We start from the raw sequence: 24,641 nt of genomic DNA on the forward strand, positions 1-24,641 counted from the left end.
GATGGTTTCCTGGAATAGGTATTTCGCCGGCTCGATTAGGACAAGTAGCGGAACCATAGATACGGCGTCACCAGGGTGATGGTGATGAATGTGACGATCAGGCCGTACTTGGTGAATTGCCAGAAGCTGATGGGGTGGCCGTTTCTGGCGGCGATGCCGACGATGACCACGTTGGCGGCGGCTCCGACGGCGGTGGCGTTGCCGCCCAGGTCGGCGCCGAAGGCGAGGGCCCACCAGAGCACCTGGGCGTGTTCGCCGCCGCCGTTGGCCTGCACCAGGTCGGCGACGATGGGACTCATTGTCGCCACGTACGGAATGTTGTCCACGATGGCCGAGATGCCGGCGGACGCCCACAGCAGGACCATGGTGGTCAGGCCGAGGCGGCCTCCGGTGGCGTCGACGGCGAGCTGGGAGATCCTGCCGATGACGCCGGTCTCGACCAGGGCGCCGACCATGACGAACAGGCCCATGAAGAAGACCAGGGTCGGCCATTCCACCTCTTCGATGGCCTGCTCGGTGGTCACCTTGGTGGCGGCGACCAGGAGGCCCGCGCCGAGGATCGCCACGACCGAGGGCTCGTAGTGCAGGACCGGGTGGAGCACGAAGGCGGCCACGACCAAGGCCAGCACGGCCAGGCTCTGCCAGAGCAGGGTGCGGTCGGCGATCGCCTCGCGTTCGTCGAGTTGCATGATTTCGGCCGCGCGTACCGGGTCGTACCGGAATGAATCGCGGAACATGATCCGGCACAGGCCGACGAAGACGATCATCAGCACGATGACCATGGGCGCCATGTGGATCAGGAAGTCGTTGAACGACAGGCCGCCCCGGCTGGCGATGATGATGTTGGGCGGATCGCCGACCAGCGTCGACGCGCCGCCGATGTTGGAGGCCATCGCCTCCGCGATCAGGTACGGCACCGCCGGCAACCCCAGCCGCGCGCACACCAGCAACGTCACCGGCGCGATCAGCAGCACCGTGGTCACGTTGTCGAGCATCGCCGAGGCGACCGCGGTGATGACCACCAGCAACACCATCAGCCGGTACGGCCGGCCCCGGGCCCGCTTGGCCGCCCAGATCGCCAGATACTCAAACACTCCCGTACGTTTGAGCACACTGACGATGACCATCATGCCGAGCAGCAGGAAGACGACATTCCAGTCGACACCGCTGTGCTCGGAGAAGAAGGCCGCCTCCGCGTCGGTGGCGTGGATCAGCAGCATGATCCCGGCTCCGCCGAGCGCCGCGGCGACCCGGTGGATGCGTTCGGTGGCGATCAGCGCGTACGCGCCGAGGAAGACCGCGAGGGACAGCCACGCGAGCGCCGTCACCCGGAGACCGCCTGGCAGATCGAATCGATGATCCAGGCACCCACGGGCGAGACTCCTTCGGAAATCGGCGGCAGAACTGCCGACCAGACTTCCCGGCTCACCTTCCACCGACCTTACCAATGCCCCGAAATATCCGACATAGGGGTGTCGCGGGGGGAGGTGATGCTGGCTCGCGTGCCCGTTCGGGCACGTCACCCTACCTGGAGTTGATCATGACTGCGTACAACACGGTTGCCTGGTTCGAGATCGCCACGGACGACCCGGACGCCGCCGAGCGCTTCTACGGCGAGACCTTCGGCTGGAAGTTCAACGCCGACACCGGCATGGACTACCGCCTGATCACGACGGACGGCGGCGCGCCCAGCGGCGGCATTCTGGGCACCGGCGGCACGATGCCGAAGCACGCCGTGTTCTCGGTCGCCGTCGAGGACGTGGCCGCCGTGTGCAAGACGGTCGAGCAGTTGGGCGGCCGGGTGGTCGTCCAGTACGCGGCCTCGGAGTCCGCGCCCGCGAACGCCTACCTGCTCGACCCCGCCGGCAACCTGTTCGGCGTGTTCACGCCCCGCGGCTGAGACGCCGAAGCCCGCCGATCCCCGTCGGCGGGCTCCGGCCGGTGCTCAGCCCCGCGTCTCAACCCAGACATTGATGGTCGTGTGCGGGGAGATGGTGGCGTAGGAGACGCTTCCGACGGACACCCAGGGACCCTCGATCGGGATCAATCCCACTTCTGGCAGGAAGTGGCGCTGCAGAACCCTGATCCGGTGTTCGCCGGTCCCGCCGGAGCAGAAGCTGGTGGCCCACCTCTGCTGCGTGTTGAGCTGAGTGCTGCAGTTGGTCGGCACCGCCTGGGCGCTCGACGCCGTCCCCGCGACCAGGGCCGCGGTCAGCATCGTGGTGGCGGAGGCGGCGGCGACCCATTTCCTTGTACCCATGCGTCACTCCTGGCTTGGATGAGTGGTGCAACACGCGAGTTCAGCGCCCGGACAGGCAGCCTTTTCTTAGGAAACTTTCTTAAAAGAAACTACGCCCCCACCACCCAGCCGTCAACGCCGCCGAAGAAGCTACGGGAGGGACAGGGTGGCGAAGACGGCGCGGTGGTCGGTTTCGGGGAGGGTGTGGGTGCTGAAGGCGTGTACGGCGGTGGCCTGGTTGACGAGGATGTGGTCGAGGGTGACCGGGGGGATCGGCAGGCCGTAGAGGGTCCAGGCGATGGACGGCCAGGTGGGGGTGAGGCCGTTGCCGGTGGCGTCGGCGGCGTCCCGGTAGCCGGCCGTGAGGAGGTCGCGCATCCGTACGTGGTCGAGGGTGGCGTTGAAGTCGCCGAGCAGGACCTTGGGGGTGCCGTCCGGGCGGGGTAGTGCGGCCAGTCCGTCCTCCCAGCATCGGTGGAGTGATTTCTCGACGGGAGCGCAGGGATGCACGGACACGATGTCGACTTTGCCGCCGGGGGTTTCCACGGTCGCTCGGGCTTGGCCGAATCCGCCGAAGTCGAGGAGTTCGGTCATGGTCAGCGGGAAACGTGAGTAGATTCCGGAGCCGCCGACGCCTGGCCGGGCTTCTCCGACGTGGAACGGAAGCACCTGGCTGAGCCCGGCCGCTTCAAGCCCTTCGGCGGCGGCCGGTGTCAGTTCCTGCACGGCGAGGACGTCGGCGCGCAGGTCGCGTACCAGGCGCGTCAGCGCTTCCGGAGGCGCGTCCCCCACCTTGAGGTTCGACGCGAGGACCCGCAACGACGACCCCGACGTCACAGGGTTCGAGTCCGCGATCGCGCGCGGGAGCACCATGGTGGCCAGCATCCCGCTCACCGCCACACCCACGGCCAGTGCCGTCCACCGCCGCGTCAGCAGCGCGAGCACCGGCGCGACCAGCGAGATCAACGCCACGGCCGGGGTGAACGCCACCAATTGAACCCAGGTGAAATTCACCTCCCACATCGAGAAGCGAAGCCCCGCCCATGACCCGAATGCCGCCACGACCACCCAGACCAGCACCGTCACGGATCGTCGGCGTGGCTTCCCCGCCGGGGAGACCGGCGCTTCGAGCTGTTTCGCGTCAAGAGCCACCGTGCACATCCCCAGTCAGGCGTCAGGTAGCCCGTAGCTTAGGCGCGCCGCGCTGTCGCCGGGGTTGACTCAGGGCAAACCGCCTTGTCTTAAGAAACGGTGCACGAAATGTGTCCACACCATGTGTTCGAAGCTCCAATTCCTTCCAAATAGGTCGCAAGATCGATAAATCCCTTGTCAGCGGCCCGAGCATGGGCCAAAGTTTCGCGGGATACCCGAACGGCGGGCATCCACGGGGAAACCGGATCTGACACGGAGGGCCTCAGATGAGGCGTTTGATCACGGTGATCATGTGCGTGGCGGTCACCGCAGCACTGACATCGGGAGTGGCGCAGGCACGGGCGGTCGATCCCGTCGCCGCGTTAGCCAAGCAGCTCAAGAGCGGTCACGGCGTACATTTCGAGTCTGTCTCCAAAACCAACCCGGACTACGGGGTCAAGACCCGCTCGTACGGCGACCTGCAGTTCGGCCGCTCCCAGGTGGCCGCCAGCAACATCATCACGACGGTCGACTACGGCTCGCTGACCAAGCTGGCCGAAGAGGTCGCCAAGATCCTCGGCCTGGACCCCGACAAGTTCACCGGGTCCACCCAGACGATCACGCTCAAGGACTACTACTACGTCACCGGCGGGCTCAACGACATCCTGCTGCCGGAAGGCAAGATCTGGCTGAAGTCGAAGAACTTCATCACCCGGCCGGGTCTGGGCGGATCCGCCATCGACGTGCTCTCGCCGCGTGAGCTGAAGGCCCTGCTCGCCGACGTGGACGGCAAGAAGGCCGGCGGTGTCGTGGACGGCGTGCCCACCACGCTCTACTACGGCTCCAACGTGCTCAGGACCACGCTGTTCGACATCAAGATCAGCATCAAGATCAACTGGAAGCTCTGGATCGGCGACAACGACGGCCTGATCCGGCGCGTCGCCTCCAACGAGAACCTGGTGCTCTCGATCAAGCCGGCCAAGGGCGCCAAGCCCGTAGCGCCCGTCAAGATGCAGCTCAGCAGCGACACCTACCTCAGCGACTGGGGCAAGAAGGTGTGGATCTACGCTCCCGACGACCGCCTGGTCGCCGACATGCTGGACCAGCTGACGCTCCCGCCCGCGGTCCTCGGCACCATCGACCTCGGCGACTGAGCCGACGCGACAAGGCCGCGCCGCCCGACCGGGCAGCGCGGCCTTCCGTCTGTCACCAGCCCTCGATGACGATCTTGCCGATGGCGGCCGACCGCTCGGCCATGGCGTGCGCCTCCCGCATCGAGGCCGCGCTGATCGGCCCGAGCCGCCTGGTCAGCGTGCTGCGCACCTGCTGCCCGTCCACCATCTCGGCCACCACGTTGAGCAGGTCGTGATGGGCGGTGTCGTGCGGCGCGTACAGCGGCCGGGTGAACATGAACTCCCAGTGCCAGGTCAGGCTCTTGCTCTTCAGCACGGTGACGTCCAGCCCTTCGGGGTCGTCGATCGCGGTGATCTCCCCTCCGGGCTTGAGCATCTCCGCGTACGCCTCCAGGTTCCCCGCCGAGAACGGACTGAAGACGTAGTCCACCCCGTCCGGCGCCACGGCGCGCACGGCCGCCGCCAGGTCCCCCCGGTGATCGACGACGTGGTGCGCGCCCATCTCCGCCGCCCATTCCCGCGACTCCGGCCGCGACGCCGTACCGACGAGCATGAGATCCGGGCAGTGCCGCCGGGCCAGCTGCAAGAGCATCGACCCCACGCCCCCGGCCGCCCCCACCACGAGCATCGTCCCTCCGCTGTCCTTGGACAGCCGGAACTTGTCGTGCACGGTCTCCCACGCCGTGATGCTCGTCAGCGGCATCGCCGCCGCCTCCGCCCAATCCAGGATGTACGGCTTGCGCCCCACCAGCCGCTCATCCACCAGCTGGAACTGCGCGTTGCTCCCCGGCCGCGCGATGGACCCCGCGTAGTAGACCTCGTCCCCCGTCCGGAACAGCCCGGCCTCGGGCCCGGCCGCCTCGACGATCCCCGCCGCGTCGTACCCGAGGATCTGCAGTTCGCCGTGCGTCTCCCGGCGCATGCGCATCTTGACGTCCACCGGATTGACCGACACCGCCTGCACCCGGATGAGCAGATCCCGCCCGGTGACCCGCGGCACCGGCACCTCCACGTCGATCAGGCACGACGGATCATCCACCGGCAGATTCTCCCGAAACCCAACCACCCGCATCATGTCCACCAGAGCACCCCCGACTCGCTCACTTCCCGTGATCGTCCCATTTCAGCACGTCATCGACCGGAAGCGGGTGACCGGGTACGGCGGTCAGCCGTAGAGGAATTCCCGGGTGCGCGGGTTCTGGGGGGTGTCGAAGATCTGGGCGGGGGGGCCGTGTTCGACGAGGGTGCCCTGGTCGAGGAAGCAGATGGTGTCGGCGATGTCGCGGGCGAAGGACATCTCGTGGGTGGCGAGGATCATGGTCATGCCGGACTGCTTGAGTTCGCGGATGACGCCGAGGACCTCGTTGACCAGGGTGGGGTCCAGGGCGGAGGTGACCTCGTCGAGGAGGAGCAGGCGGGGGTTGGTGGCGAGGGCGCGGATGATGGCGACGCGCTGCTGCTGGCCGCCGGAGAGGCGGTCGGGGTAGGTGGCGGCCTTGTCGGCCAGGCCGAAGCGGGCGAGCAGTTCGCGGGCCTGGGCTTCGGCCTGGGCGGGGGTGACGCCGTGGACCTTGCGCGGGGCGAGGGTGATGTTGTCGAGCACGGTCATGTGCGGGAACAGGTTGTAGGCCTGGAACACGATGCCGATGCGCTTGCGGATCTCGTCGGGGTCGGCGCGGACGTCGGTGATCTCCTGGTCGTCCAGGTAGATGGCGCCGTCGTCGACGGTTTCGAGCAGGTTTATGCAGCGCAGCAGGGTGGACTTGCCGGAGCCGGAGGCGCCGATGAGGCAGACCACCTCGTGCGGGGCGACGGCGAGGTCGACGCCGCGGAGCACGGCGTGGTCCTGGTAGCGCTTCCAGACGCCGTCGATGGTGAGCAGGGCCATCAGCCGTCTCCGCGCTGCCGGGCCGCGCGGGCGGCGAGGTGGTCGGTGAATCGCGCCATCGGCACGGTCAGCGCGATGAACAGCAGCGCCGCCGCCAGGTACGGCGTGTAGTTGAAGGTCTTGGCGACGTGGATCTGCGCCTGCCGGAGGGCTTCGAGCGGACCGAGCAGGGCCACCAGGGCGGTGTCCTTCTGCAGGGACGCGAAGTCGTTGAGCAGCGGCGGAACCACCCGCCGTACGGCCTGGGGGACCACCACGTAGCGCATGGTCTGGCCGTGGGAGAGGCCGAGGGAACGGGCGGCGGCGCGCTGGCTGGGGTGCACGGACTCGATGCCGGAGCGGAACACCTCGGCGACGTACGAGGTGTAGGAGAGGACCAGCGCGATGATGCCCAGCGTGACCGGGTCGGAGGGGGCGCCCTGCAACTGGAGGGCGGGGACGCCGAAGCCGACCAGGTAGATCAGCAGGATGACGGGGATGCCGCGGAAGATGTCGGTGTAGAGGGTGGCGGCGGCGCGCAGCGGGAAGAAGACGGGCGCGCGCAGACCGCGTACGAGGGCGACGCCCAGGCCCAGCACCAGGATGATCGGCTCAGCGATCATGAAGATGAAGACGTTGAGCAGGAAGCCGCGCAGCACGTCGGGGAACGACGTGACGAGGGCGTCCCAGCTGAAGAACGTCTCCCGCACGCGCGGCCAGCCCGGGGAGGCGATGATCAGCGCGACCGCCACGACCACCACGATGACGGTGGAGGTCGTGGCGGCGGTGACCGACCGCCTGCCGCGGGCGCGCAGCAGCGCCTCGCGAGCGAGCTGGCGGTCGCTCTTGATCCAGTCGACGCTCACGAGAGTTCGGGCGCGCCCGCCGTGGAGGTCAGCCACTGGGCTTCGATCTTGGCCAGCTCACCCGAGGACTTCAGGGTGCCGAGCGCCTGGTTGACGCAGGAGACGAGCGGGTTGCCCTTCTCGAAGAGCAGGCCGAACTCCTCGGGGGCGCCGGAGGTGGCCGCGAACTGGCCGACGATCTTGGAGTTGTCGACCTGGGCGGCGGAGATGTAGAACGCGGTGGGCAGGTCGACCACGATGGCGTCGATCTGCTTGTTCTTGAGCGCGTTGACCACGTCGATCTGCTGGTTGAAGACGCTCGGGTCGGCTTCGGGCTTGATCACGTCCTGGACGGCCTGGAGCGACGTGGTGCCCACCTGGACGCCGATCTTGACCGACTTGAGCGCGGCCAGGGTGGTCGCGCCGGCTGCCTGGGAGTCCTCCAGGGCGACGACGGCCTGCTTGACCGCGTAGTACCCGTCGCTGAAGTCGACGGCCTTGGCCCGCTCGGGGGTGATCGAGACCTGGTTGATGTCGAAGTCGAACTTTTTGGGGCCGGGCGCGAACGAGGAGTCGAACGGCACGACCTCCCAGGCGACCTCGGCGGGGGTGAACCCGAGCGTGGTGGCGACGGCCGCGGCGACCGCGCCCTCGAAGCCCTGCCCGTTGGCGGGGTCGTCGTCCTTGAACCACGGCTCGTACGCGGGCTTGTCGGTGCCGATGGTGAGCTTGCCCGGAGTGATCAGCTTGAGCTGGTCCTTCGCGCAGGGCGCCGCGGCCGAGGAGGCCGGGGCGGCGCCGGTCGCGGTGGCCGCGGTGGTCGGCTGCTGGTCCTCGGGCGCGCAGGCGACCGCGGCCAGGGCGAGGACACCGGCTGCCAGAAGCAGGGGGGTACGGGGCAAGGTGACCTCCGGAACGTGCGAGGAATTTCCTACCGAGGATGTCGGAATACTCCGCCGTCGGCAAATCGAGTTTGACATGACAAAAGACCAAGACTCAAAGCGGACCCCGGCCGGTTGGTCAAGAGATGCCCGCACAGGTGTGAATGCAGCGTGGCGGGATATCTACTCTCCGTAATCATTGCAGGTGGTTCCGGCAAAGAGTGGGGTGAGCACGGGTGGAGGGAGGATCTCCCGGCGCGGCGGCGTGGCTGGCCGTCTCCCTGGTCTCGCTGTCCACCCTGGTGGGTGCGTGGCTGGCCCGGCGGCATGCCCGGCGGGTGACCGTCTGGCTGGCCGTCTCCTCGGCGCTGATGCTGGTCACCGCCGTGGTCGACCTGCTGCCCGACGCCTGGCACGAGGCGGTCGAGAAGGGGGTGCCGCTGTGGGGCATGGGGCTGGCGATCGGGCTCGGCTTCCTGGTGGTCACTTACTTCACCCGCAAGGAGCACGTCCACACCTCGGACCCGCCCGCCGGCCGGCACGCGCCCGGCCTGCACCGGCGGATCAAGGAGATGGCCGCCGCCGCGCTGTTCGGCGGCGTGGGCACGGCGGCCGCGCTGACCGTGCACCGGGTGATCGAGGGCGCGACCCTGGCCCTGAGCGCCTCGGCCGTCGTCGTGATCGCGCTGGTCATCCATTCGGCCGGGGAGGGCCTGGCCATCGTGGCGCTGCTGGACATGGCCGGGCAGCGGCTGACGCCGCTGCTGCTGGTGGCCTGTGCCAGCCCGCTGGTGGGGATGGCGATCGGCATGGTCAGCCCGATGCCCAGCCGGGCGGTGCCCATCCTGCTCGGCGTGGCCACCGGCATCCTGTCGCGTACGGCCCTGCTGGGCCTGAAGCTGGCGGCGAGCAGGCACGAGGACGGCCGGGTGCCGCGACGGCATGTGCTGACCGCCGCCACGGTCGCCGCCACGGTCGCGCTGAGCATCAGCGCCGTGCAGTGGATCCCCGGGCACGCTCCCGGCGCGGAGCGGCCGACCGTCCTCGGGCGGGTCGTCGCCAGGCCCCGGCCGAACCCGGCCCCGACGCCGCCCTCGTTCCGGGACAAGAGACAGTTGCGCGGCGCGTTCGTGTCGGGCGCGCTGAGCCTGGCCCAGCTGTTCGCCAGAACCGACCGGCTGACCAGGCGCATCCGGGTGGCGTGGCTGCTGCGCGGCCACCCCCGCTACGACCAGGGCGACATCGCCGACCTGCTCTTCTTCGCCGGCATCGGTCCCGACCACACCATCGGCGATCTGGACGATCGGCAGCGTGCCGAGCTGCTGGCGGAACTGTCGTAAGGCGCTTCGAGAGGAGATCCAGAATGGGCGACGCGAACGACTACGTGCTGACGGCGGAGGATGTCCGCAACCAGGTCTTCACCACCGTCCGGCTCCGTGAGGGCTACGACCTGGCGGAGGTCGACGTGTTCCTGGGCATGGTGGAGACCAGCCTCACCCGCCTGCACCGGGAGTACGAACGGCTCAAAGCCCGCTGCGACCTGGGCGGCATCCCGGCCCCCACCTGGCCGGGCGCGGCGGAGGTGATCGCCTCGGCCCAGCGGCAGGCCGAGGCGATCGTCGCCGAGGCCGAGGCCCGGGCCAGGGACGTGGAGCTCGAACTGCGGGAACGGCTGCGCCGGGCCGCCGAGATCCTCGCCATCACCGAGCAGGAGCACGCCCGCGACCTGGAGAACCGCCGCCAGCAGGCGGACCGCAGGCGCGCCGACATCCAGGACCACCTGTCCTGGATCAACGAGTTCGTCGCCGGCCGCCCGTGACCGGTCAGGAGACTTCGGGCAGCCAGACGCGCATGGTGGCCGGCCCCCGGTTCCCCCACCGGTGGTACGGCACCAGCCGCAACGGCCCCACGACCCCGTCCCCGAGCGCCGCCGACGGCACCTCCAGCTCCACGACCCCGTCCGCCCGTTCCTCCCGGGGCGGCGTCCCGGTCAGGACCTGGACGAGCTCCAGCGAGGGCCCGCCCGCCGCCGATTCGGCGCAGTAGACCAGCGGCCCGCGTTCGACGGCCACGCAACCGCGTACCGCGTCCACCCGGGGATCGGGGCGCACCCAGCGCGGCCGTACGTCCAGCTCCACCGCGACCACGTCCCCCGGCTCCCAGACCCGCTCCTCGGTGTGCTCGCCCACGCTGATCCGCCGAGGCGCGGCGGGCGCGGCCACCACGTGCACGGCCACCCCGCCGTCCCACGGGTACCCGGTCTCGACCCGCAGTTCCAGGCCGTCGTGGGTGATCTCGCCCGCGGCCGGGTGGTGGATCTGGATCCCGTCGGCGGTGGCCGTCGCCAGGTACGCCGGCAGCGAGGCCAGCGTGCGCGCCACGTTGTTCGGGCAGCACGACACGGCGAACCAGGGCGCCCGCAACGCTCCCTCGGCGCGCGGGTTCACGCCCTCCGCCGGCTGCCCCGCCACCCGGACCTGCAGCGGATTGGTGTAGAAGAACGACCGCCCGTCCAGCGCCGGCGACGCGGCCACGACGTTGTACAGCGTGCGCTCGGCCTGCTCCGCGTACCGCCGGCGGCCGGTCGCCAGCAGCAGCCGGTGCGACAGCATGACGGACCCGACCGCCGCGCACGTCTCCGAGTACGCCCGATCCGGCGGCAGCTCGAAGTCGTCCCCGAAGGACTCGCCGGAGTGCCGGGACCCCATGCCCCCGGTCAGGTGCGTACGGCGGGCGATCGTGCGTTCCCACTGGGCCTCGACGGCGGCCAGGAGTTCGGTGTCGCCGGTCTCCACGGCCACGTCGACGGTTCCGCAGGCCAGGTACATGGCGCGGACGGCGTGGCCGCGGAACACGTCCGCGTCGCGTACGGGCATGTCGTCCTGGAAGTAGGCGCGGCCGAACTCGACCTCGGCGAGGGCGGGTGTGCCGCGGCGTTCGACGAAGCGCCGGGCCATCTCCAGGTAGCGGTCGGTCCCGGTCAGGCGGTAGAGCTCGACCAGCGCCATCTCGATCTCGGGGTGGCCGCAGGTCTCCCCGGTGTCCATGAAGCGCCGGCAGACGTGGTCGGCGGCGCGGCGGACGGCATCGGTGAACTCGTGCTCGCCGGAGGTGCGCCACCGGGCCACGCCGGCCTGGATGAGGTGGCCGTAGCAGTACAGCTCGTGGCCCCACTCGAAGTCGCGGTAGCGGTCGCCGCTCCAGCGGGTGTTGAGGTATCCGTCGGATTCCTGGGCGGCCACCACGGTCGCCGCCAGCTCGTCGAAGCGGGGGTCGCGCGCCCAGGACATGGCCTCCAGCAGCTTGTACACCTCGGAGTCGGCGAATTCCCGGCCCCGGGCGGACTCGCCGCGGAAGTTGCCGATCCAGCCGAGTTTTTCCATCCAGTCCAGGCAGTGGCCGATGATCACTTCTTGGTTGAGCGCGCGCAGGTCTCCCCAGAAGCCGGGCGACAGCCGTACGGCGTCGAGGCCGAGGGGGGTGAGCGCGCCAGTGGACGGAACGACTGGGTTAACCACGCAATGCTCCCGACATGAATCCGCGCACGTAGTAGCGCTGGAGGAGGAGGAAGATGGCCAGACAGGGCAGGGCCATGAAGACCACGCCGGCTTGCATGGTGGGGTAGTCGACCGCGCCGAAGTTGTGCAGGCGCATGTTGACCACGGCCACCGGCAGCGTGAACCGCTCGTTGGAGCTGATCAGGATGAGCGGGGCCACGTAGTCGTTCCACGAGGCCAGGAAGGCGAACAGGCCGACGGTCACCAGGCCGGGCACCACGGCGGGCAGCAGCACCCGCACCAGCGCGCCGAAACTGCCGCAGCCGTCGATCATCGCGGCCTCGTCGAGGGTGCGCGGCACCGACTCGAAGGCGTTGCGCATCATGAAGACGGCGAACGGCAGCTGGAACATGATCATGACGAGGGCCAGGCCGAGCAGCGAGTCCTGCAGCCCCAGCCAGCCGAGCAGCACGTACAGCGGGATCAGGATGGTCGGGTACGGCACCATCAGGATGGCCAGGATGAGCACGAACAGCAGGCCCTTGCCGGGGAAGCGGAAGCGGGCGAAGGCGTACCCGGCGAAGGTGGCGACGAGGAGGGTGCCGGCCACCGTGAACAGGACCAGGATGACGGTGTTGGTGAGGTAGACGCCGACGCCTTCGCCGTACTCGGCGAGTTTGCGGTAGCTGTCCAGGCTGAAGGCGTCGCCGAGCCGCACGGACGACCAGCCGCTCCACACGATCGGATACACGAACAGCAGCGACAGCACGGCCATGCCGGCGTAGTAGGCCGGTCGTCTCATGAGTTCCTCCGCCGGATGAAGGCGAGCTGGAGCGCGTTGAGCAGCACCAGCGCGGCCAGGACGAGCACCGACATGGCGGCGGCCGAGCCCAGGTTGAAGCGGACGAAGGCCTCCCGGACGATGACCATCACCACCGAGGTGGTGCTGCTGCCGGGGCCGCCGCGGGTGAGGATGTAGAACTGCTCGAAGCCGAGCAGCGAGCCGGTGATCATCAGGCAGAGCACGAGCGCGATGGTGGGCCGCATGAGCGGCAGGGTGATCCGCCGGAACGCCTGGAAGGCGCTGGCGCCGTCCACCCGGGCGGCTTCGTAGATCTCGTTGGGGATGGCCTGCAGGCCGGTGAGCAGGATCAGCATGTTGAACCCGGCCCACCGCCAGATGACGAGCGTGACCGTGGAGCCGAAGGCGACCGCCGGGTCGCCGGCCGTCCAGGACACCGGCGCGTCGATCAGGCCGATCCCTTCGAGCAGGTCGTTGAGGGGCCCGATCTGGTCGCTGAGCAGGCCGAAGAAGAGCAGGGTGGCGGTCGCCCAGCCGACCGCCGCGGGCAGGAAGAAGGCGCCGCGGAAGAATCCGATGCCCGGGCGGCGGTGCTGGACCAGCAGCGCGAGACCGAAGGCGACGCTGAACAGCAGGACGGTGACGACCGCCGTGTACTTGAGCGTGAACACCACGGCGTCGAGCACGAGCGCGTTGTCGGCGATCTGGGTGTAGTTGCCTGGCGCGTTGAAGGTGGGCGGGGCGAGCAGGGGCCACTTGTTCAGTGACATCCAGACGACCAGCCCGAGCGGCAGCAGGAAGAACAGGGCGACGATCACCGCCGCCGGGGCCGCGTAGGCGAGCCCCGTCAGGCCGGATGACCTGCGCCGGGGTGGGGCGGGCGGGGCGGCGCCGGTGACCCGGTCCGGCCGGGCGCGTACGCCGAGAGAGTTGCTCATTCGTTCTCCAACCGGCGCCCCCGGGGACGGACGGGGGCGCCGGCGAGGTCCGCTACTGCTGGTTGAGGGAAGCCGTGATGGTGGCCGCGCCGGCCTTCAGCGCGCCCGCCGGGTCCGCGCCGAACAGCGCGTCCCGCAGGGTCTTCAGCCACGGGCTCTGCGAGTCGTTGTAGGACTCGTTGAACTTCAGCGCGTACGGCGTGCGGCCCACCGCCATCACCTCGTTCATGGTCTGCACCCGCGGGTCGGTCGCCGTCAGGTCGGTACGGGCGACCGTGCTCCTGCTCTTGGCCTGAAGATCGCCCTGCACCTTGTCGGAGAGGGTGAAGGCGAGGAAGTCCCAGGCCGCCTCGGCCTGCTGCGTGGTCGCGCTGATGCCGATCACGTCGCCGCCGACGAAGGTGGAGGTGCCGCCGTTGACGCCGGGGATGGGGGCGACGCCGACGTCGATGCCCTTCTCCTCCAGCAGCCCGAGCCACGCGGACGGGCCGGGGGCGACGCCGATGTTGCCGGCCTGGAGCGCGCCCAGCCAGGTGGTGCCGTTCTCCTCCTTGGAGCCGGGCGCGGCCACACCGGCCTCGAACAGCTTGCGGTAGACGTCGAAGACGGCGGCCATCTGCGGCCCGTCCACGGTGGACTGGGTGCCTTCGGGGTTCATCACGTCGCCGCCCTCGGCCCAGACCGACGGCCAGAGCGTGAAGACGTTGCAGCCGCCGCAGTTGCCGCCGAAGTAGGTGCCGTACGTGTCGCCGCCGATCTTCTCCCGGATGGTGGTGGCCTGCTCGGCCATCTCCTTCAGCGAGGTGGGCGGCTTCTCGGGGTCGAGGCCGGCCTTGGTGTAGAGGGCCTTGTTGAGGAAGAGCACGGAGACGTCGACCGTGTGCGGGACCGCGTAGATCTTCCCGTCCTGGGTGGCCTCCTTGATGTGCGCGGGGGCGACCTTGTCCTTGTACGGCAGTGCCCCGAACCGCTCGGTCACATCCGTCCACAGGCCCTGCGACACGTAGTTGGGAGCGAACACGACGTCGGAGGCGAACAGGTCGGGCAGGTTCTTGGCCCCGGCCGCTGTGGCGATCTTGGCGGGGTACTCCTCGTTCGGGTACGCCGTCACCTCGACCTTGTTGGTGTGCGCGGCGTTGTACGCCTCGGCCAGAGCCTTGGTGTGCGACTCGGTCGCCGCCCGCGTCCACACCTTGATCGTCACCGCGGCCGGAGCCTGGCTGGCCGGACTCTCCCCGGCCGGGGGCGTCTCCGCGCCGCCGCATGAGGTCACGAGCAACGCTGCGGCGAGCAGCGCGCCGAGGCGTCGGGGCATATCCATTTTGTCTCCTCTGCATCCCCCGATGCACGCTGAAAAGGTTTTCGGAAACGTAAGCGCAACATGAGGGGCTGTCAAGAGGTGGTCGGCTTGCCTGCGATGGTGTAGTGGGGTTATGGTCTGCGGAATCGGCTCAGGATAACGATTCCGTACCAACAGAAAAGGCTTTCGCAGATGACTCCTCAGCGGCCACGAGCGGCCACGATCAACGACGTGGCGGCCCGCGCGGGCGTGTCGATCGCGACGGCGTCCAAGGCGCTGAACGGGCGCGGGCAGGTGCGGGACGAGACCAGGCAGCGGGTCCTGGAGGCCGCCCAGGAGCTGGCCTTCCAGCCGAACGCGGCGGCCCGCAGCCTGATCTCGGGGCAGACCAGGACGGTGGGCCTGCTCACCAGCGACAGCGTGGGCCGCTTCGGCATCCCGGTGCTGCTCGGCGCGGAGGACGCGTTCGGGGCCGGCGAGATGGCGGTGATGCTCTGCGACGCGCGCGGCGACTCCATCCGCGAGCAGCACCACCTGCGCACCCTGCTGGCCCGCCGGGTGGACGGGCTCATCGTGGTGGGCGAGAGCACCGACCCGCGCCCCTCCATCAGCCGGAACGTGCCGGTCCCCGTCGTGTACGCGTACGCGCCGTCGGACGATCCGGACGACGTGTCGTTCGTGCCGGACGACGTGGCCGGGGCGCGCACGGCCGTGCAGCACCTGATCACGCTGGGGCGGCGGCGGATCGCCCACGTGACCGGGCCCACGCACTACCGGGCCGCGCAGGACCGGGCCGAGGGCGTGAAGTCCGCGCTGGCGGAGGCGGGTCTGGAGCCGGCCGGCGGGGAGCCGATGTTCGGGGCGTGGTCGCAGCGGTGGGGGCGGCAGGCGGCCGAACTCGTGCTGCGGCACGAGGTGGACGCGGTGATGTGCGGCAGCGACCAGATCGCGGCCGGGTTCATCGAGGCGGCGCGGGAGCGCGGGCACCGCATCCCCGACGACATCGCCGTGGTCGGCTACGACAACTGGGAAGTGCTCTCGGCCGAGACCAGGCCGCCGCTGACCACCATCGACATGAACCTGGAGCGCCTCGGCCGCACGGCCGCGCAGCACCTGTTCGCGGCCATCGACGGCAAGGCCACCCCCGGCGTGCACCGCATGCCCTGCCGTCTGGTGATCCGCGAGTCGACCGTCCCGGCCTGAAACCTTTACGCCCCGGTTTCTATTGACAGCACCGCTTGTAAAGTTTACGTTTCCGAAAACCTTTACTTCCCACTCCTTCATGCACCTCCGCAAGAATGTTAGCGCTAACATCCTGAGGAGCACCCCCATGAAACGACGATGGGCCGCCGCCGCGGCAACCGTTGTCCTCGCCCTCACCACCGCCGGCCCGGCGATCGCCGCCGCCCCCATCACCACCGCGATCTACACGGCCGATCCCTCGGCCCTGGTCGTCGGCGACACCCTCTACCTGTACACCGGCCACGACGAGGCCCCCGCCGGAGGCGGCAACTTCGTCATGCGCGACTGGCACGTGTTCAGCTCCGCCGACGCCACCACCTTCACCGACCTGGGCGCGCGCCTCTCGCTCGCCAACTTCCCGTGGGCCGGCGCCGACGCCTGGGCCGGCGAGGTCGAACGCGGCGCCAACGGCCGCTACTACTGGTACGTCCCGGTCAACGGCAACGGCGCCGGCTGGATGGACATCGGCGTCGCGGTCGGCGACTCCCCCACCGGCCCCTTCACCGACGCCAGGGGCGGCCCGCTGATCAGTGACAGCACCGCGAACTCCTCCCCGCTCAACATCGACCCGACCGTGTTCACCGACGACGACGGCCAGGTCTACATGTACTGGGGCTCCTACTACGGGCTGCGGGCCGTACGGCTCAACGCGAACATGACCCAGACCGTGGGCTCGGTGATCACCCCCACCGGCGTCACCAACTTCTGGGAGGCGCCCTGGATGTTCAAGCGGAACGGCACCTACTACCTGGCCTACGCCGCCAACGACTCGGCCTGCTCCGCGCCGGGCTACGCCTGCATCCGGTACGCCACCGCGAGCAACCCGCTCGGCCCGTGGACCCACCGGGGCGTCGTGCTCGACCAGGTCAGTTCGACCACCAACCACCCGGCGATCATCGAGTTCAAGGGGCAGTGGTACATGGTCTACCACAACGCCGCGGCCCCCGGCGGGGGCAACTTCCGCCGCTCGGTCACCATCGACAAGCTGTTCTGGAACGCCGACGGCACCATGCAGAAGGTCGTGCAGACCACCGGCGGCGGCACCGGCGGGAGCAACCTGGCGCTGACCGCCACCCCCTACACCTCCTACGTCTCCCCGTGGGAGACCCTCGGCGCGATCAAGGACGGCTTCACTCCGACCAGCTCCGCCGACCGCAGCCACGGCGCGTACGGCAACTGGAACCACCAGGGCACCGAGTGGATCGAGTACCGCTGGTCCACGGCGCAGAGCATCCGCCGGGTCACCACGTACTGGTTCGACGACAACCAGGGCATCGACCTGCCCGCCTCCTGCCAGGTGCAGTACTGGAACGGCAGCGCGTACGTGAACGTGCCGGGGCAGTCGGCCTGCGGCGTCGCCGGCAACACGGCGAACACGACCACGTTCACCCCCGTCAGCACCACCCGCCTGAGGCTCAGCATGACCTCCAGGACCGGCTTCTCCACCGGCGTGCTCGAATGGACGGCCCACTCATGAAACGCATCAGCGCCGCGTTACTCCTGGTCGCCGGCCTCATCGTGGCGGGTCCGCCCGCGTCGGCGGCCCAGACCATCGGCTTCCCCACCTTCAGCGGCCCTGCGATCCCGGCCGCGCCCGCCAACTCCATGCAGGCCATCTACGACGCGGAGAGCGGCGGCACCGACTTCTGGATGGACCGGCTGCTGGCCAGGCCCGGCAACGACCCGGCCGGGACCTGGCTGATGACCCGGGGCCGGGCGGTCTTCATGAAGACCCACAATCCGGGCACGCTCGGGTTCGGCGGGCAGGTCGCGTACTGGGAGAGCATCAGCAACGCCAACGCGTTCACGGTCGCGATCACCCCGGGCACCTTCACCGAGCAGGTGAGCTCCCGCTGGCAGGCGCCGAGCCACTGGCGCAGCGTGCACACCAGCGGGTCGATCACGGTCAACCAGACCAAGTTCATCACCGACAACAACGTGGCCGTGGCCAACCTGTCCATCGTCAACAACGGCTCGTCCTCGGCGACGCTCCAGCTGCGGGCCACCTCGCCCTATGCCACCAGCGGCAGCGGGAACACGCTGACCGGGCAGGTCAACGCGTACAACAACCTGACGACGATCTTCCCGAGGCTGACCGGGGACGGGTTCACGGTCAGCAGCGGCGGGCTCAACCGGTCGGTCACCGTGGCCGCCGGCGCGACCGTGACCGCGAAGGTGGTCATGGGGTTCGTCACCAACGAGATCCCCGAGTCCCTGACCGAGTTCAACGCGTACGCCGGGTACAGCAACGCCACCGCGTTCGCCACCCACGTCCGGGCCTACAACCTGTGGTGGGCGCAGAACGTGCCCTACATCGACGTGCCCGAGCCGGCCATCAAGAAGAACATCTACTACCGCTGGTGGCTGATGCGCTTCAACAGCCTGGACGCCGACATCCCGGGGCAGACCTTCCAGTTCCCGACGTCCACCGAGGGCGTGCTCGGCTACAACAACGCGATCGCGCTCACCCAGCCGATGCACATCGACGACCTGAAGTACCTGCGCAATCCCATCTACGCGTACGGGAACTGGCTGAGCGTCGGACAGATCTCCAAGAACGGGCGGTTCCTCGACAACCCGGGTGACCCGGAGAACTGGTCCAACAGCTACACGCAGTACATCGGCGAGGCGGCCTGGAAGAGCTACCAGATCCACGGCGGCCAGCCGGGCATCGCCGCCAACCTGGCCCGCTACGCCGAGCAGGACGTCAAGGGACAGCTGTCCTTCTACGACACCGACAACAACGGCCTCATCGAGTACGACTGGGGCGCGCTGACCGGCAACGACGCCGACGCGGTGTCCTTCCACTGGAAGCCGGGGCGGATGGACCGGGCCGAGTCGGCGTACCAGTACAGCGGGGCGCTGGCGGCGGCGCAGGCGTACGAGGCGATCGGGAACACCGCCAAGGGCACGGAGATGCGCACCCTGGCGACCCGCATCCAGAACGCCATCGTCAACGTCCTGTGGAACCCCAACCGGCAGCTGTTCGAGCACCGGCTGAAGTCGACCAACGAATGGGTGCCCTGGAAGGAGATCAACAACTACTACCCGTTCTCGGTCGGCGCGATCCCCAACACCGCCACCTACCGGGAGGCCCTGCGCCTCTACGACAGCCCCGCCCAGTACCCGATCTTCCCGTACTACACGGCCAACCAGGTCGACAAGGCGGCAGCGGCGGCGGCCGGGAACCCGGGCTCCAACAACTTCTCCACCATCAACTCGACCGTGCAGTTCCGCCTGTACTCCTCGGTGCTGCGCAACTACCCGAACGCCTGGATGAGCGCGACCGACTACAAGAAGCTGCTCTACTGGAACGCCTGGGCGCAGTACGTCGGCGGCAACACCCAGTGGCCCGACGCCAACGAGTTCTGGGCCGACTGGAACGGCTCCTCGATCAACTACCGGTCCTGGATCCACCACAACATCCTGGGCAGCTCCAACTGGACCGTGATCGAGGACGTGGCCGGGCTGCGCCCGCGCGGTGACGCCAAGGTGGAGCTCTCGCCGATCAACATCGGCTGGACCCACTTCATGGTCAACAACCTGCGTTACCGCAACACCGACCTGACCATCGTCTGGGACGACCCGGCGGACGGGATCACCCGCTACGCGGGCGTGCCGCAGGGCTACTCGATCTTCCTCAACGGCACCCGGGTGGCCACGGTCAACTCGCTGGTGCCCTTCACCTGGGACTCGGCCACCGGAGCCGTCACCACCGGCGGAACGGTCGCGTTCAACGCGGCCTTCCCCAGCCTGCAGACGCCCACCCAGGTCAGCCAGTCCAGCGCGCGCATGGTGGACATGCTGGCCAAGGCGGGCGTGGACCTGACCGCCAACCTCACCAACCTGGCGGCCGGCGCGACGGCCACGGCCTCCTCGACCGCGTCCGGCAGCAACGTGGCCGGGGCGATCGACGGGTTCCCCACCAACGAGCCGTTCTGGGGCGGGAACACCTCCGCCTCCGACTGGTACGAGGTGAACTTCGGCGCGGCGCGCACGTTCAACGAGCTACGGGTGCACTTCAAGGACAGCCGTCCGGCCAGTGCCACGTATCGGGCGCCCGCGTCGTACAACATCCAGTACCTCAACGGGAGCACCTGGACGACCGTGCCCTCGCAGACCAAGAGCCCGGCCGCGCCCCGGGCCAACTACAACCTGGTGCAGTTCCCGGCGATCAGCGCGCAGCGGGTGCGGATCGTCACCACCAACGCCTCGGGGTCGCGCAGCGGCCTCACCGAGGTGAAGATCTTCAACCGGGGCGGGGTGGTGCAGCCGCCGAGCAACCTGGCCCAGCTGGCCACGCCGTCGGCGTCGTTCACCTCCGCCTGGGAGAGCGTGGCGGCGATCAACGACGGTGCCCAGCCGCCCTCGTCCAACGACACGGTGAACCCGCGCTGGGGCTGCTGGCCGCAGACCGGGCAGCAGTGGGTGGACCTGACCTGGTCCTCGGCGCAGTCGCTGAACCGGGCCGAGGTGTACTTCTTCGACGACGAGCAGGGGATCGACATGCCCGCGTCGTGGAAGCTCCAGTACTGGAACGGCAGCGCGTACGTGGACGTGCCCGGGGCGAGCGCGTACACGCTGACGAAGAACGCGTTCAACAGTGTGACGTTCACGGCCACCAGCACGACCCGGCTGCGGGTGCTGCTCACCGGCAACGGCAGCAGCTCCGTCGGCCTGCTGGAGGTCCGCGCGTTCGGCAGCTGATCACCCTGGGGGCGTGCCCGTCGCGGGCGCGCCCCCGTCAGGGCAGGTAGCGGTAGCCCATGCCCAGTTCGGTGATCAGGTGCACCGGGTGGGCGGGGTCGCGTTCGAGCTTGCGGCGCAGCTGCACCATGTACTGCCGCAGGTAGTGGGTCTCCTTCTGGTACTGGGTGCCCCAGACCTCGGTCAGGAGCTGGCGCTGGCTGACCAGGCGGCCGGGGTTGCGCAGCAGGATCTCCAGGATGTGCCACTCGGTGGGCGTGAGCCGTACGCCGCCGGAGACGGTCTTGTTGGCCAGGTCCACGGTGTGGTCGCCGAGCTGGACGGCCGCCGGTTCGGTCTCCTGGGCGCGGGTCCTGCGGGTCACGGCCCTGACCCGGGCCAGGAGTTCCTCGATGTTGAAGGGTTTCGTCACGTAGTCGTCGGCGCCCGCGTCCAGGGCCTCGATCTTGTCCTGGTTGCCGGCCCGGCCGGAGAGCACGACGATCGGCACGGTGGTCCAGCCGCGCAGGCCGTGGATCACCTCCACGCCGTCCAGGTCGGGCAGCCCGAGATCGAGCAGGACCAGGTCGGGGTGCCACTGGGCGGCCTCGCGCAGCGCGGCGGCGCCGTCGGCGGCCAGGGCCACCTCGTAGTCGCGGGCGACCAGGTTGATGCGGAGCGCGCGGAGGATCTGGGGTTCGTCGTCCACGACGAGGATGCGCGTCATGCGCGGGCCATCGGCAGAGTGAGGATCATGGTGAGGCCGCCGCCCGGCGTCTCGTCCGGGGTCAGCCGGCCGCCCATCGCCTCGGTCAGCCCGCGGGACAGGGCCAGGCCGAGACCGACTCCGCTGTGGGTGTCCCGGTCGCCGAGACGCTGGAACGGCAGGAAGACCTGCTCGTGGGCGTCGGGCGGAATGCCGGGGCCCCGGTCGATGACGCGGATCTCCACATGCTCATCGTGCCAGCTGCCGGAGACCAGGACCTTGACGCCGGGCGGGCTGTGCCGGACCGCGTTGGCCATGAGGTTGACCAGCACGCGTTCGAGCAGGCCCGGATCGGCCATGATCTCGGGCAGGTCGAGGGAGACGTCCCCCGCCACCTGCTCGCCCAGTGGTCCCAGGTCGTCGATGGCCAGCGGCAGCACCTCGTCCACGGCCACCGGCTGGAGCGAGACCCCGAGCGCGCCGGCCTGGAGGCGGCTCATGTCGAGCAGGTTGGCGATCAGCCGGTCCAGTCTGGCCAGGGACTCGTCGGCGGTGGCGAGCAGTTCGGCGCGGTCCTCCGCCGACCAGTCGATGGCGGTGTTGCCGAGGCTCTCCACCGCCGCCTTGGCGGAGGCGAGCGGCGTGCGCAGGTCGTGGCTGACGGCGGCGAGCAGGGCGGTGCGCATGCGGTCGGCCTCGGCCAGCGGCTTGGCCCGTTCGGCCTGCTCGGCCAGCCGCTGCTGGCGCAGGGCCACCGCCGCCTCGGCCGCGAACGCCTCCAGGATGCGCCGGTCGGCGGCGTCCAGCAGGCGGCCCCGTACCGCCAGCACCAGGTCCTCGTCGATGGCCACGTCGGTCTCGGCCAGCGCGGGGCAGGTGGCCGGCTCCCCGCCGGAGGTGGCCACGATCCGCCAGGCCGCCGGATCGGCCTGGTCCTCGGGGGTCTGCGCCGCGCCGCGCTCCAGCAGGGTGACCGAGCTCAGCCCGAACATCTCCCGCAGCCGCCCCAGCAGCGAGGTCAGCGCCGCGTCCCCGCGCAGCACGTATCCGGCCAGCGCCGAGAGCGTCTCCGCCTCCGCCGAGGCCCTGGCCGCCTCCCTGGTACGGCGGGCCGCCACATCCACCACCATGCTCACCATGATCGCGACCAGCACGTACACCAGGAGCGCCAGCAGGTGCTCCGGGTCGGCGACGGTGAGCTGGTTGGTGGGCGGCGTGAAGAAGTAGTTGAGCAGCAGGAACCCCGCGATCGCGGCCGTCACCGCCGGCCACATGCCGCCGACCAGGGCCACGCCCACCACCAGCAGCAGGAACAGCAGGATCTCGCTGGTCAGCGCCAGCACGCCGCGCAGCGGGAACAGGCCGGCGGTGAGCGCGGGCAGGCCGAGCAGGGCCACCGCCCAGCCGCCGATCCGGCGCGTCCTGGTCAGCGCCGCGCGCGGCCGCGCCCCCCGGCCGCCCCGCTTGACGTTCGGGTGGGGGACCATGTGCACGTCGATGCTGCCGGAGCGCGAGGTCGTCTCCACGCCGACGCCGCGCGCGGACAGCTGGGCGAGCCGCCCCCGCCGGGACGCGCCGAGGACCAGCTGGGTGGCGTTGACGCCCCTGGCGAAGTCGAGCAGCGCGCCGGGCACGTCGTCGCCGATGACCTGGTGGTAGGAGCCGCCGACGCTCTCCACCAGAGTGCGCTGGCGTACCAGGGTGGCCGGGTCGGCGTCGGCCAGCCCGTCGGCCCGCGTGACGTGGACGGCCAGCAGGTCGGCGCCCTTGGAGCGGGCGGCGATCCGGGCCGCCCTGCGGATGAGCACGTCGCCCTCGGGGCCTCCGGCGAGGGCCACGACGACCCGCTCGCGCGCCTCCCAGGTGCCGGCGATGCCGTGTTCCGCCCGGTAGCGGTCGAGCTGTTCGTCGACCTTGCCGGCCACCCAGAGCAGGGCCAGTTCGCGCAGCGCGGTCAGGTTGCCGACGCGGAAGTAGTTGGCGAGGGCGGCGTCGACCTTCTCGGGGGCGTACACGTTGCCGTGGGCCATGCGGCGGCGCAGGGCCTCGGGGGCCATGTCCACGAGTTCCACCTGGTCGGCGCGGCGGACCACCTCGTCGGGCACGGTCTCCCGCTGCGGCACGCCGGTGATGGCCTGGACGACGTCGTTGATGGACTCCAGGTGCTGGATGTTGACCGTGGAGATGACGTCGATGCCCGCTTCCAGGATCTCCTCGATGTCCTGCCAGCGTTTGACGTTGCGGGAGCCCGGCACGTTGGTGTGGGCCAGCTCGTCGATCAGGGCGATCTTGGGGCTGCGGCGGATGACGGCCTCGACGTCCAGTTCGGTGAAGGAGGCCCCGCGGTGGGTCATGTTCCGGCGCGGGACGACCTCCAGGCCGTCGAGGAGTTCGGCGGTGCGGGGACGGCCGTGGGTCTCGACCAGGCCGACGACCACGTCCCGGCCGCGCGCCGCGCCGCGGCGGCCCTCGTCGAGCATGGCGTAGGTCTTGCCCACGCCCGGTGCGGCTCCGAGGTAGACGCGCAGTCGTCCGCGAGGCATACGATCACCTGACCTGATCGAGTGCCAGGTTGAGCCGGAGCACGTTGACGGCGGGTTCGCCGAGGAAGCCGAGCGCCCGGCCGGTGGTGTGCCGGTCGATGAGGGTGTGGACGCGGGCGAGCGGAAGTCCGCGTTCGCGGGCGATCCTGGGCGCCTGGAGGCGGGCGTAGGCGACCGAGATGTCCGGATCGAGCCCGGAGCCGCTGGCGGTGACCGCGTCGGCGGGCACCACGGCGGTTGCGGCCCCCCGGATCGGGATCGTCCGACCGGCCGTGTAGTCCTCACCCGGCCGCGCACACTCCACCCCCATGCCCCGATATTTCGGGATGAAGGGTTTCTTCGGGCAGGGCTCGTTCACACTCACCACCCGGCCGGGAAAGAGCTTGAGCACCGCACCCACCCCCTCGCCCGTGCAGTACGGCCGAGCACCGGACACCCCTTCGAGCACCCCGACCGCCCTGCTCCGCGCGCAGACCCGGGTCAGCAGGCTCACCTTTTCCGGAGTGTCCACGATGTCCTCAGGGCCCAGATTACTGGCCGTCGTGGCGAGCATGTCGTACCCGTCCCCGGCCTCGGACGGGCGGCTCTGGAAGTAGCGGGGGATCGGCGTTCCGGCGGCGTCGGTGAACTTCTGGCCGATCAGGGCACTGCCGACGATCTCGCCGTCCTTGCGCAGCAGCGAGCCCTGGGCCCGGTCGTGGAACAGGAGCTGGCCGAGGCCCATCACGAGCAGCGGATAGAGCAGCCCGGCGAGCACGGTCAGCACGACCACCGCGCGTACGGCGGCCAGGTGTTCGCGGGCCATCACGACATCCCGGGCAGATGGTGGAT

The 24,641-nt window shown here is 69.6% G+C and carries 21 protein-coding genes; 7 read left to right on the top strand and 14 right to left on the bottom strand.

Annotated features, from left to right (window positions below; all coding sequences use genetic code 11):
* Positions 1-35: 35 nt before the first annotated feature.
* Entirely contained in the window at positions 36-1,328 is a 1,293-nt protein-coding gene (locus Aph01nite_RS27015) for an ArsB/NhaD family transporter (protein ID WP_204043808.1), read from the bottom strand.
* 212 nt (positions 1,329-1,540) lie between these two features.
* Here Aph01nite_RS27015 and Aph01nite_RS27020 point away from each other — a divergent pair, with 212 nt between their 5' ends.
* Positions 1,541-1,900: a VOC family protein gene (locus Aph01nite_RS27020; RefSeq protein ID WP_239162001.1), complete on the top strand. Its 360-nt coding sequence runs from the start codon at positions 1,541-1,543 to the stop codon at positions 1,898-1,900.
* A 45-nt stretch (positions 1,901-1,945) separates the two neighbouring features.
* Here the strand turns inward: Aph01nite_RS27020 and Aph01nite_RS27025 are convergent, their stop codons facing one another.
* Both Aph01nite_RS27025 and Aph01nite_RS27030 read right to left on the bottom strand, forming a co-directional pair.
* Positions 1,946-2,260 (bottom strand): hypothetical protein, encoded by a 315-nt coding sequence (locus Aph01nite_RS27025; protein WP_204043810.1) that lies wholly within the window; start codon positions 2,258-2,260, stop codon positions 1,946-1,948.
* Positions 2,261-2,389: 129 nt separating this feature from the next.
* A complete protein-coding gene (locus Aph01nite_RS27030) occupies positions 2,390-3,391 on the bottom strand; it encodes an endonuclease/exonuclease/phosphatase family protein (RefSeq protein ID WP_204043811.1) in 1,002 nt (333 codons plus the stop codon).
* Between the two features lie 266 nt (positions 3,392-3,657).
* Here Aph01nite_RS27030 and Aph01nite_RS27035 point away from each other — a divergent pair, with 266 nt between their 5' ends.
* On the top strand, positions 3,658-4,524 hold the full coding sequence (locus Aph01nite_RS27035; protein WP_204043812.1) for a hypothetical protein: 867 nt from the start codon (positions 3,658-3,660) through the stop codon (positions 4,522-4,524).
* Between the two features lie 52 nt (positions 4,525-4,576).
* Here Aph01nite_RS27035 and Aph01nite_RS27040 read toward each other — a convergent pair whose 3' ends face one another.
* The 4 genes from Aph01nite_RS27040 to Aph01nite_RS27055 form a co-directional block, all read right to left on the bottom strand.
* Entirely contained in the window at positions 4,577-5,578 is a 1,002-nt protein-coding gene (locus Aph01nite_RS27040; protein ID WP_307836804.1) for a zinc-binding alcohol dehydrogenase family protein, read from the bottom strand.
* A gap of 90 nt (positions 5,579-5,668) precedes the next feature.
* The gene (locus tag Aph01nite_RS27045) at positions 5,669-6,391 is read right to left on the bottom strand and encodes an amino acid ABC transporter ATP-binding protein (protein WP_204043814.1); all 723 of its coding nucleotides are present in this window, start codon (positions 6,389-6,391) and stop codon (positions 5,669-5,671) included.
* Positions 6,391-7,236, bottom strand: a complete 846-nt coding sequence (locus tag Aph01nite_RS27050; RefSeq protein WP_204043815.1) for an amino acid ABC transporter permease — start codon at positions 7,234-7,236, stop codon at positions 6,391-6,393. The genes Aph01nite_RS27045 and Aph01nite_RS27050 overlap by 1 nt, the downstream gene beginning before the upstream one ends.
* Positions 7,233-8,117 (bottom strand): ABC transporter substrate-binding protein, encoded by an 885-nt coding sequence (locus Aph01nite_RS27055; protein WP_204043816.1) that lies wholly within the window; start codon positions 8,115-8,117, stop codon positions 7,233-7,235. The genes Aph01nite_RS27050 and Aph01nite_RS27055 overlap by 4 nt, the downstream gene beginning before the upstream one ends.
* 215 nt (positions 8,118-8,332) lie before the next feature.
* On the opposite strand from Aph01nite_RS27055, the gene Aph01nite_RS27060 reads away from it, so the two are divergent.
* Both Aph01nite_RS27060 and Aph01nite_RS42270 read left to right on the top strand, forming a co-directional pair.
* On the top strand, positions 8,333-9,436 hold the full coding sequence (locus tag Aph01nite_RS27060) for a ZIP family metal transporter (RefSeq protein WP_204043817.1): 1,104 nt from the start codon (positions 8,333-8,335) through the stop codon (positions 9,434-9,436).
* 23 nt (positions 9,437-9,459) lie between these two features.
* A complete protein-coding gene (locus Aph01nite_RS42270) occupies positions 9,460-9,915 on the top strand; it encodes a DivIVA domain-containing protein (RefSeq protein WP_275419296.1) in 456 nt (151 codons plus the stop codon).
* Positions 9,916-9,919: 4 nt separating this feature from the next.
* Here the strand turns inward: Aph01nite_RS42270 and Aph01nite_RS27075 are convergent, their stop codons facing one another.
* The 4 genes from Aph01nite_RS27075 to Aph01nite_RS27090 are packed head-to-tail and all read right to left on the bottom strand — an operon-like array spanning position 9,920 to position 14,654.
* Complete coding sequence (locus tag Aph01nite_RS27075) at positions 9,920-11,614, bottom strand: glycoside hydrolase family 127 protein (RefSeq protein ID WP_204043819.1); 1,695 nt, start codon at positions 11,612-11,614, stop codon at positions 9,920-9,922.
* Positions 11,607-12,395, bottom strand: a complete 789-nt coding sequence (locus tag Aph01nite_RS27080) for a carbohydrate ABC transporter permease (protein WP_204043820.1) — start codon at positions 12,393-12,395, stop codon at positions 11,607-11,609. The genes Aph01nite_RS27075 and Aph01nite_RS27080 overlap by 8 nt, the downstream gene beginning before the upstream one ends.
* Entirely contained in the window at positions 12,392-13,333 is a 942-nt protein-coding gene (locus tag Aph01nite_RS27085) for a carbohydrate ABC transporter permease (RefSeq protein ID WP_204043821.1), read from the bottom strand. Before Aph01nite_RS27085 ends, Aph01nite_RS27080 begins: the two co-directional genes overlap by 4 nt.
* A 52-nt stretch (positions 13,334-13,385) precedes the next feature.
* Entirely contained in the window at positions 13,386-14,654 is a 1,269-nt protein-coding gene (locus Aph01nite_RS27090; RefSeq protein ID WP_204043822.1) for an ABC transporter substrate-binding protein, read from the bottom strand.
* Between the two features lie 171 nt (positions 14,655-14,825).
* Between Aph01nite_RS27090 and Aph01nite_RS27095 the strand changes: the two genes are divergently transcribed.
* The 3 genes from Aph01nite_RS27095 to Aph01nite_RS27105 all read left to right on the top strand — a co-directional run bounded on the left by Aph01nite_RS27095 (position 14,826) and on the right by Aph01nite_RS27105 (position 20,582).
* On the top strand, positions 14,826-15,836 hold the full coding sequence (locus Aph01nite_RS27095; RefSeq protein WP_204043823.1) for a LacI family DNA-binding transcriptional regulator: 1,011 nt from the start codon (positions 14,826-14,828) through the stop codon (positions 15,834-15,836).
* A 127-nt stretch (positions 15,837-15,963) separates the two neighbouring features.
* Positions 15,964-17,352 carry a glycoside hydrolase family 43 protein gene (locus tag Aph01nite_RS27100; protein ID WP_204043824.1) on the top strand — a complete coding sequence of 463 codons (1,389 nt, stop codon included), beginning with the start codon at positions 15,964-15,966 and terminating at the stop codon, positions 17,350-17,352.
* Entirely contained in the window at positions 17,349-20,582 is a 3,234-nt protein-coding gene (locus Aph01nite_RS27105; RefSeq protein ID WP_204043825.1) for a discoidin domain-containing protein, read from the top strand. The genes Aph01nite_RS27100 and Aph01nite_RS27105 overlap by 4 nt, the downstream gene beginning before the upstream one ends.
* 37 nt (positions 20,583-20,619) lie before the next feature.
* On the opposite strand, the gene Aph01nite_RS27110 is transcribed toward Aph01nite_RS27105, so the two are convergent.
* Genes Aph01nite_RS27110 through Aph01nite_RS27120 form a run of 3 tightly spaced genes read right to left on the bottom strand, consistent with a single transcriptional unit; the run spans position 20,620 to position 24,615 of the window.
* Positions 20,620-21,288 (bottom strand): response regulator, encoded by a 669-nt coding sequence (locus tag Aph01nite_RS27110; RefSeq protein ID WP_204043826.1) that lies wholly within the window; start codon positions 21,286-21,288, stop codon positions 20,620-20,622.
* Complete coding sequence (locus Aph01nite_RS27115) at positions 21,285-23,810, bottom strand: sensor histidine kinase (RefSeq protein ID WP_204043827.1); 2,526 nt, start codon at positions 23,808-23,810, stop codon at positions 21,285-21,287. The genes Aph01nite_RS27110 and Aph01nite_RS27115 overlap by 4 nt, the downstream gene beginning before the upstream one ends.
* A gap of 4 nt (positions 23,811-23,814) precedes the next feature.
* Positions 23,815-24,615, bottom strand: a complete 801-nt coding sequence (locus tag Aph01nite_RS27120; RefSeq protein WP_204043830.1) for a potassium-transporting ATPase subunit C — start codon at positions 24,613-24,615, stop codon at positions 23,815-23,817.
* Positions 24,616-24,641 lie beyond the last annotated feature (26 nt).

The sequence above is a fragment of the Acrocarpospora phusangensis genome (assembly GCF_016862995.1).
GTDB classification, from domain to species: Bacteria; Actinomycetota; Actinomycetes; order Streptosporangiales; family Streptosporangiaceae; genus Acrocarpospora; species Acrocarpospora phusangensis.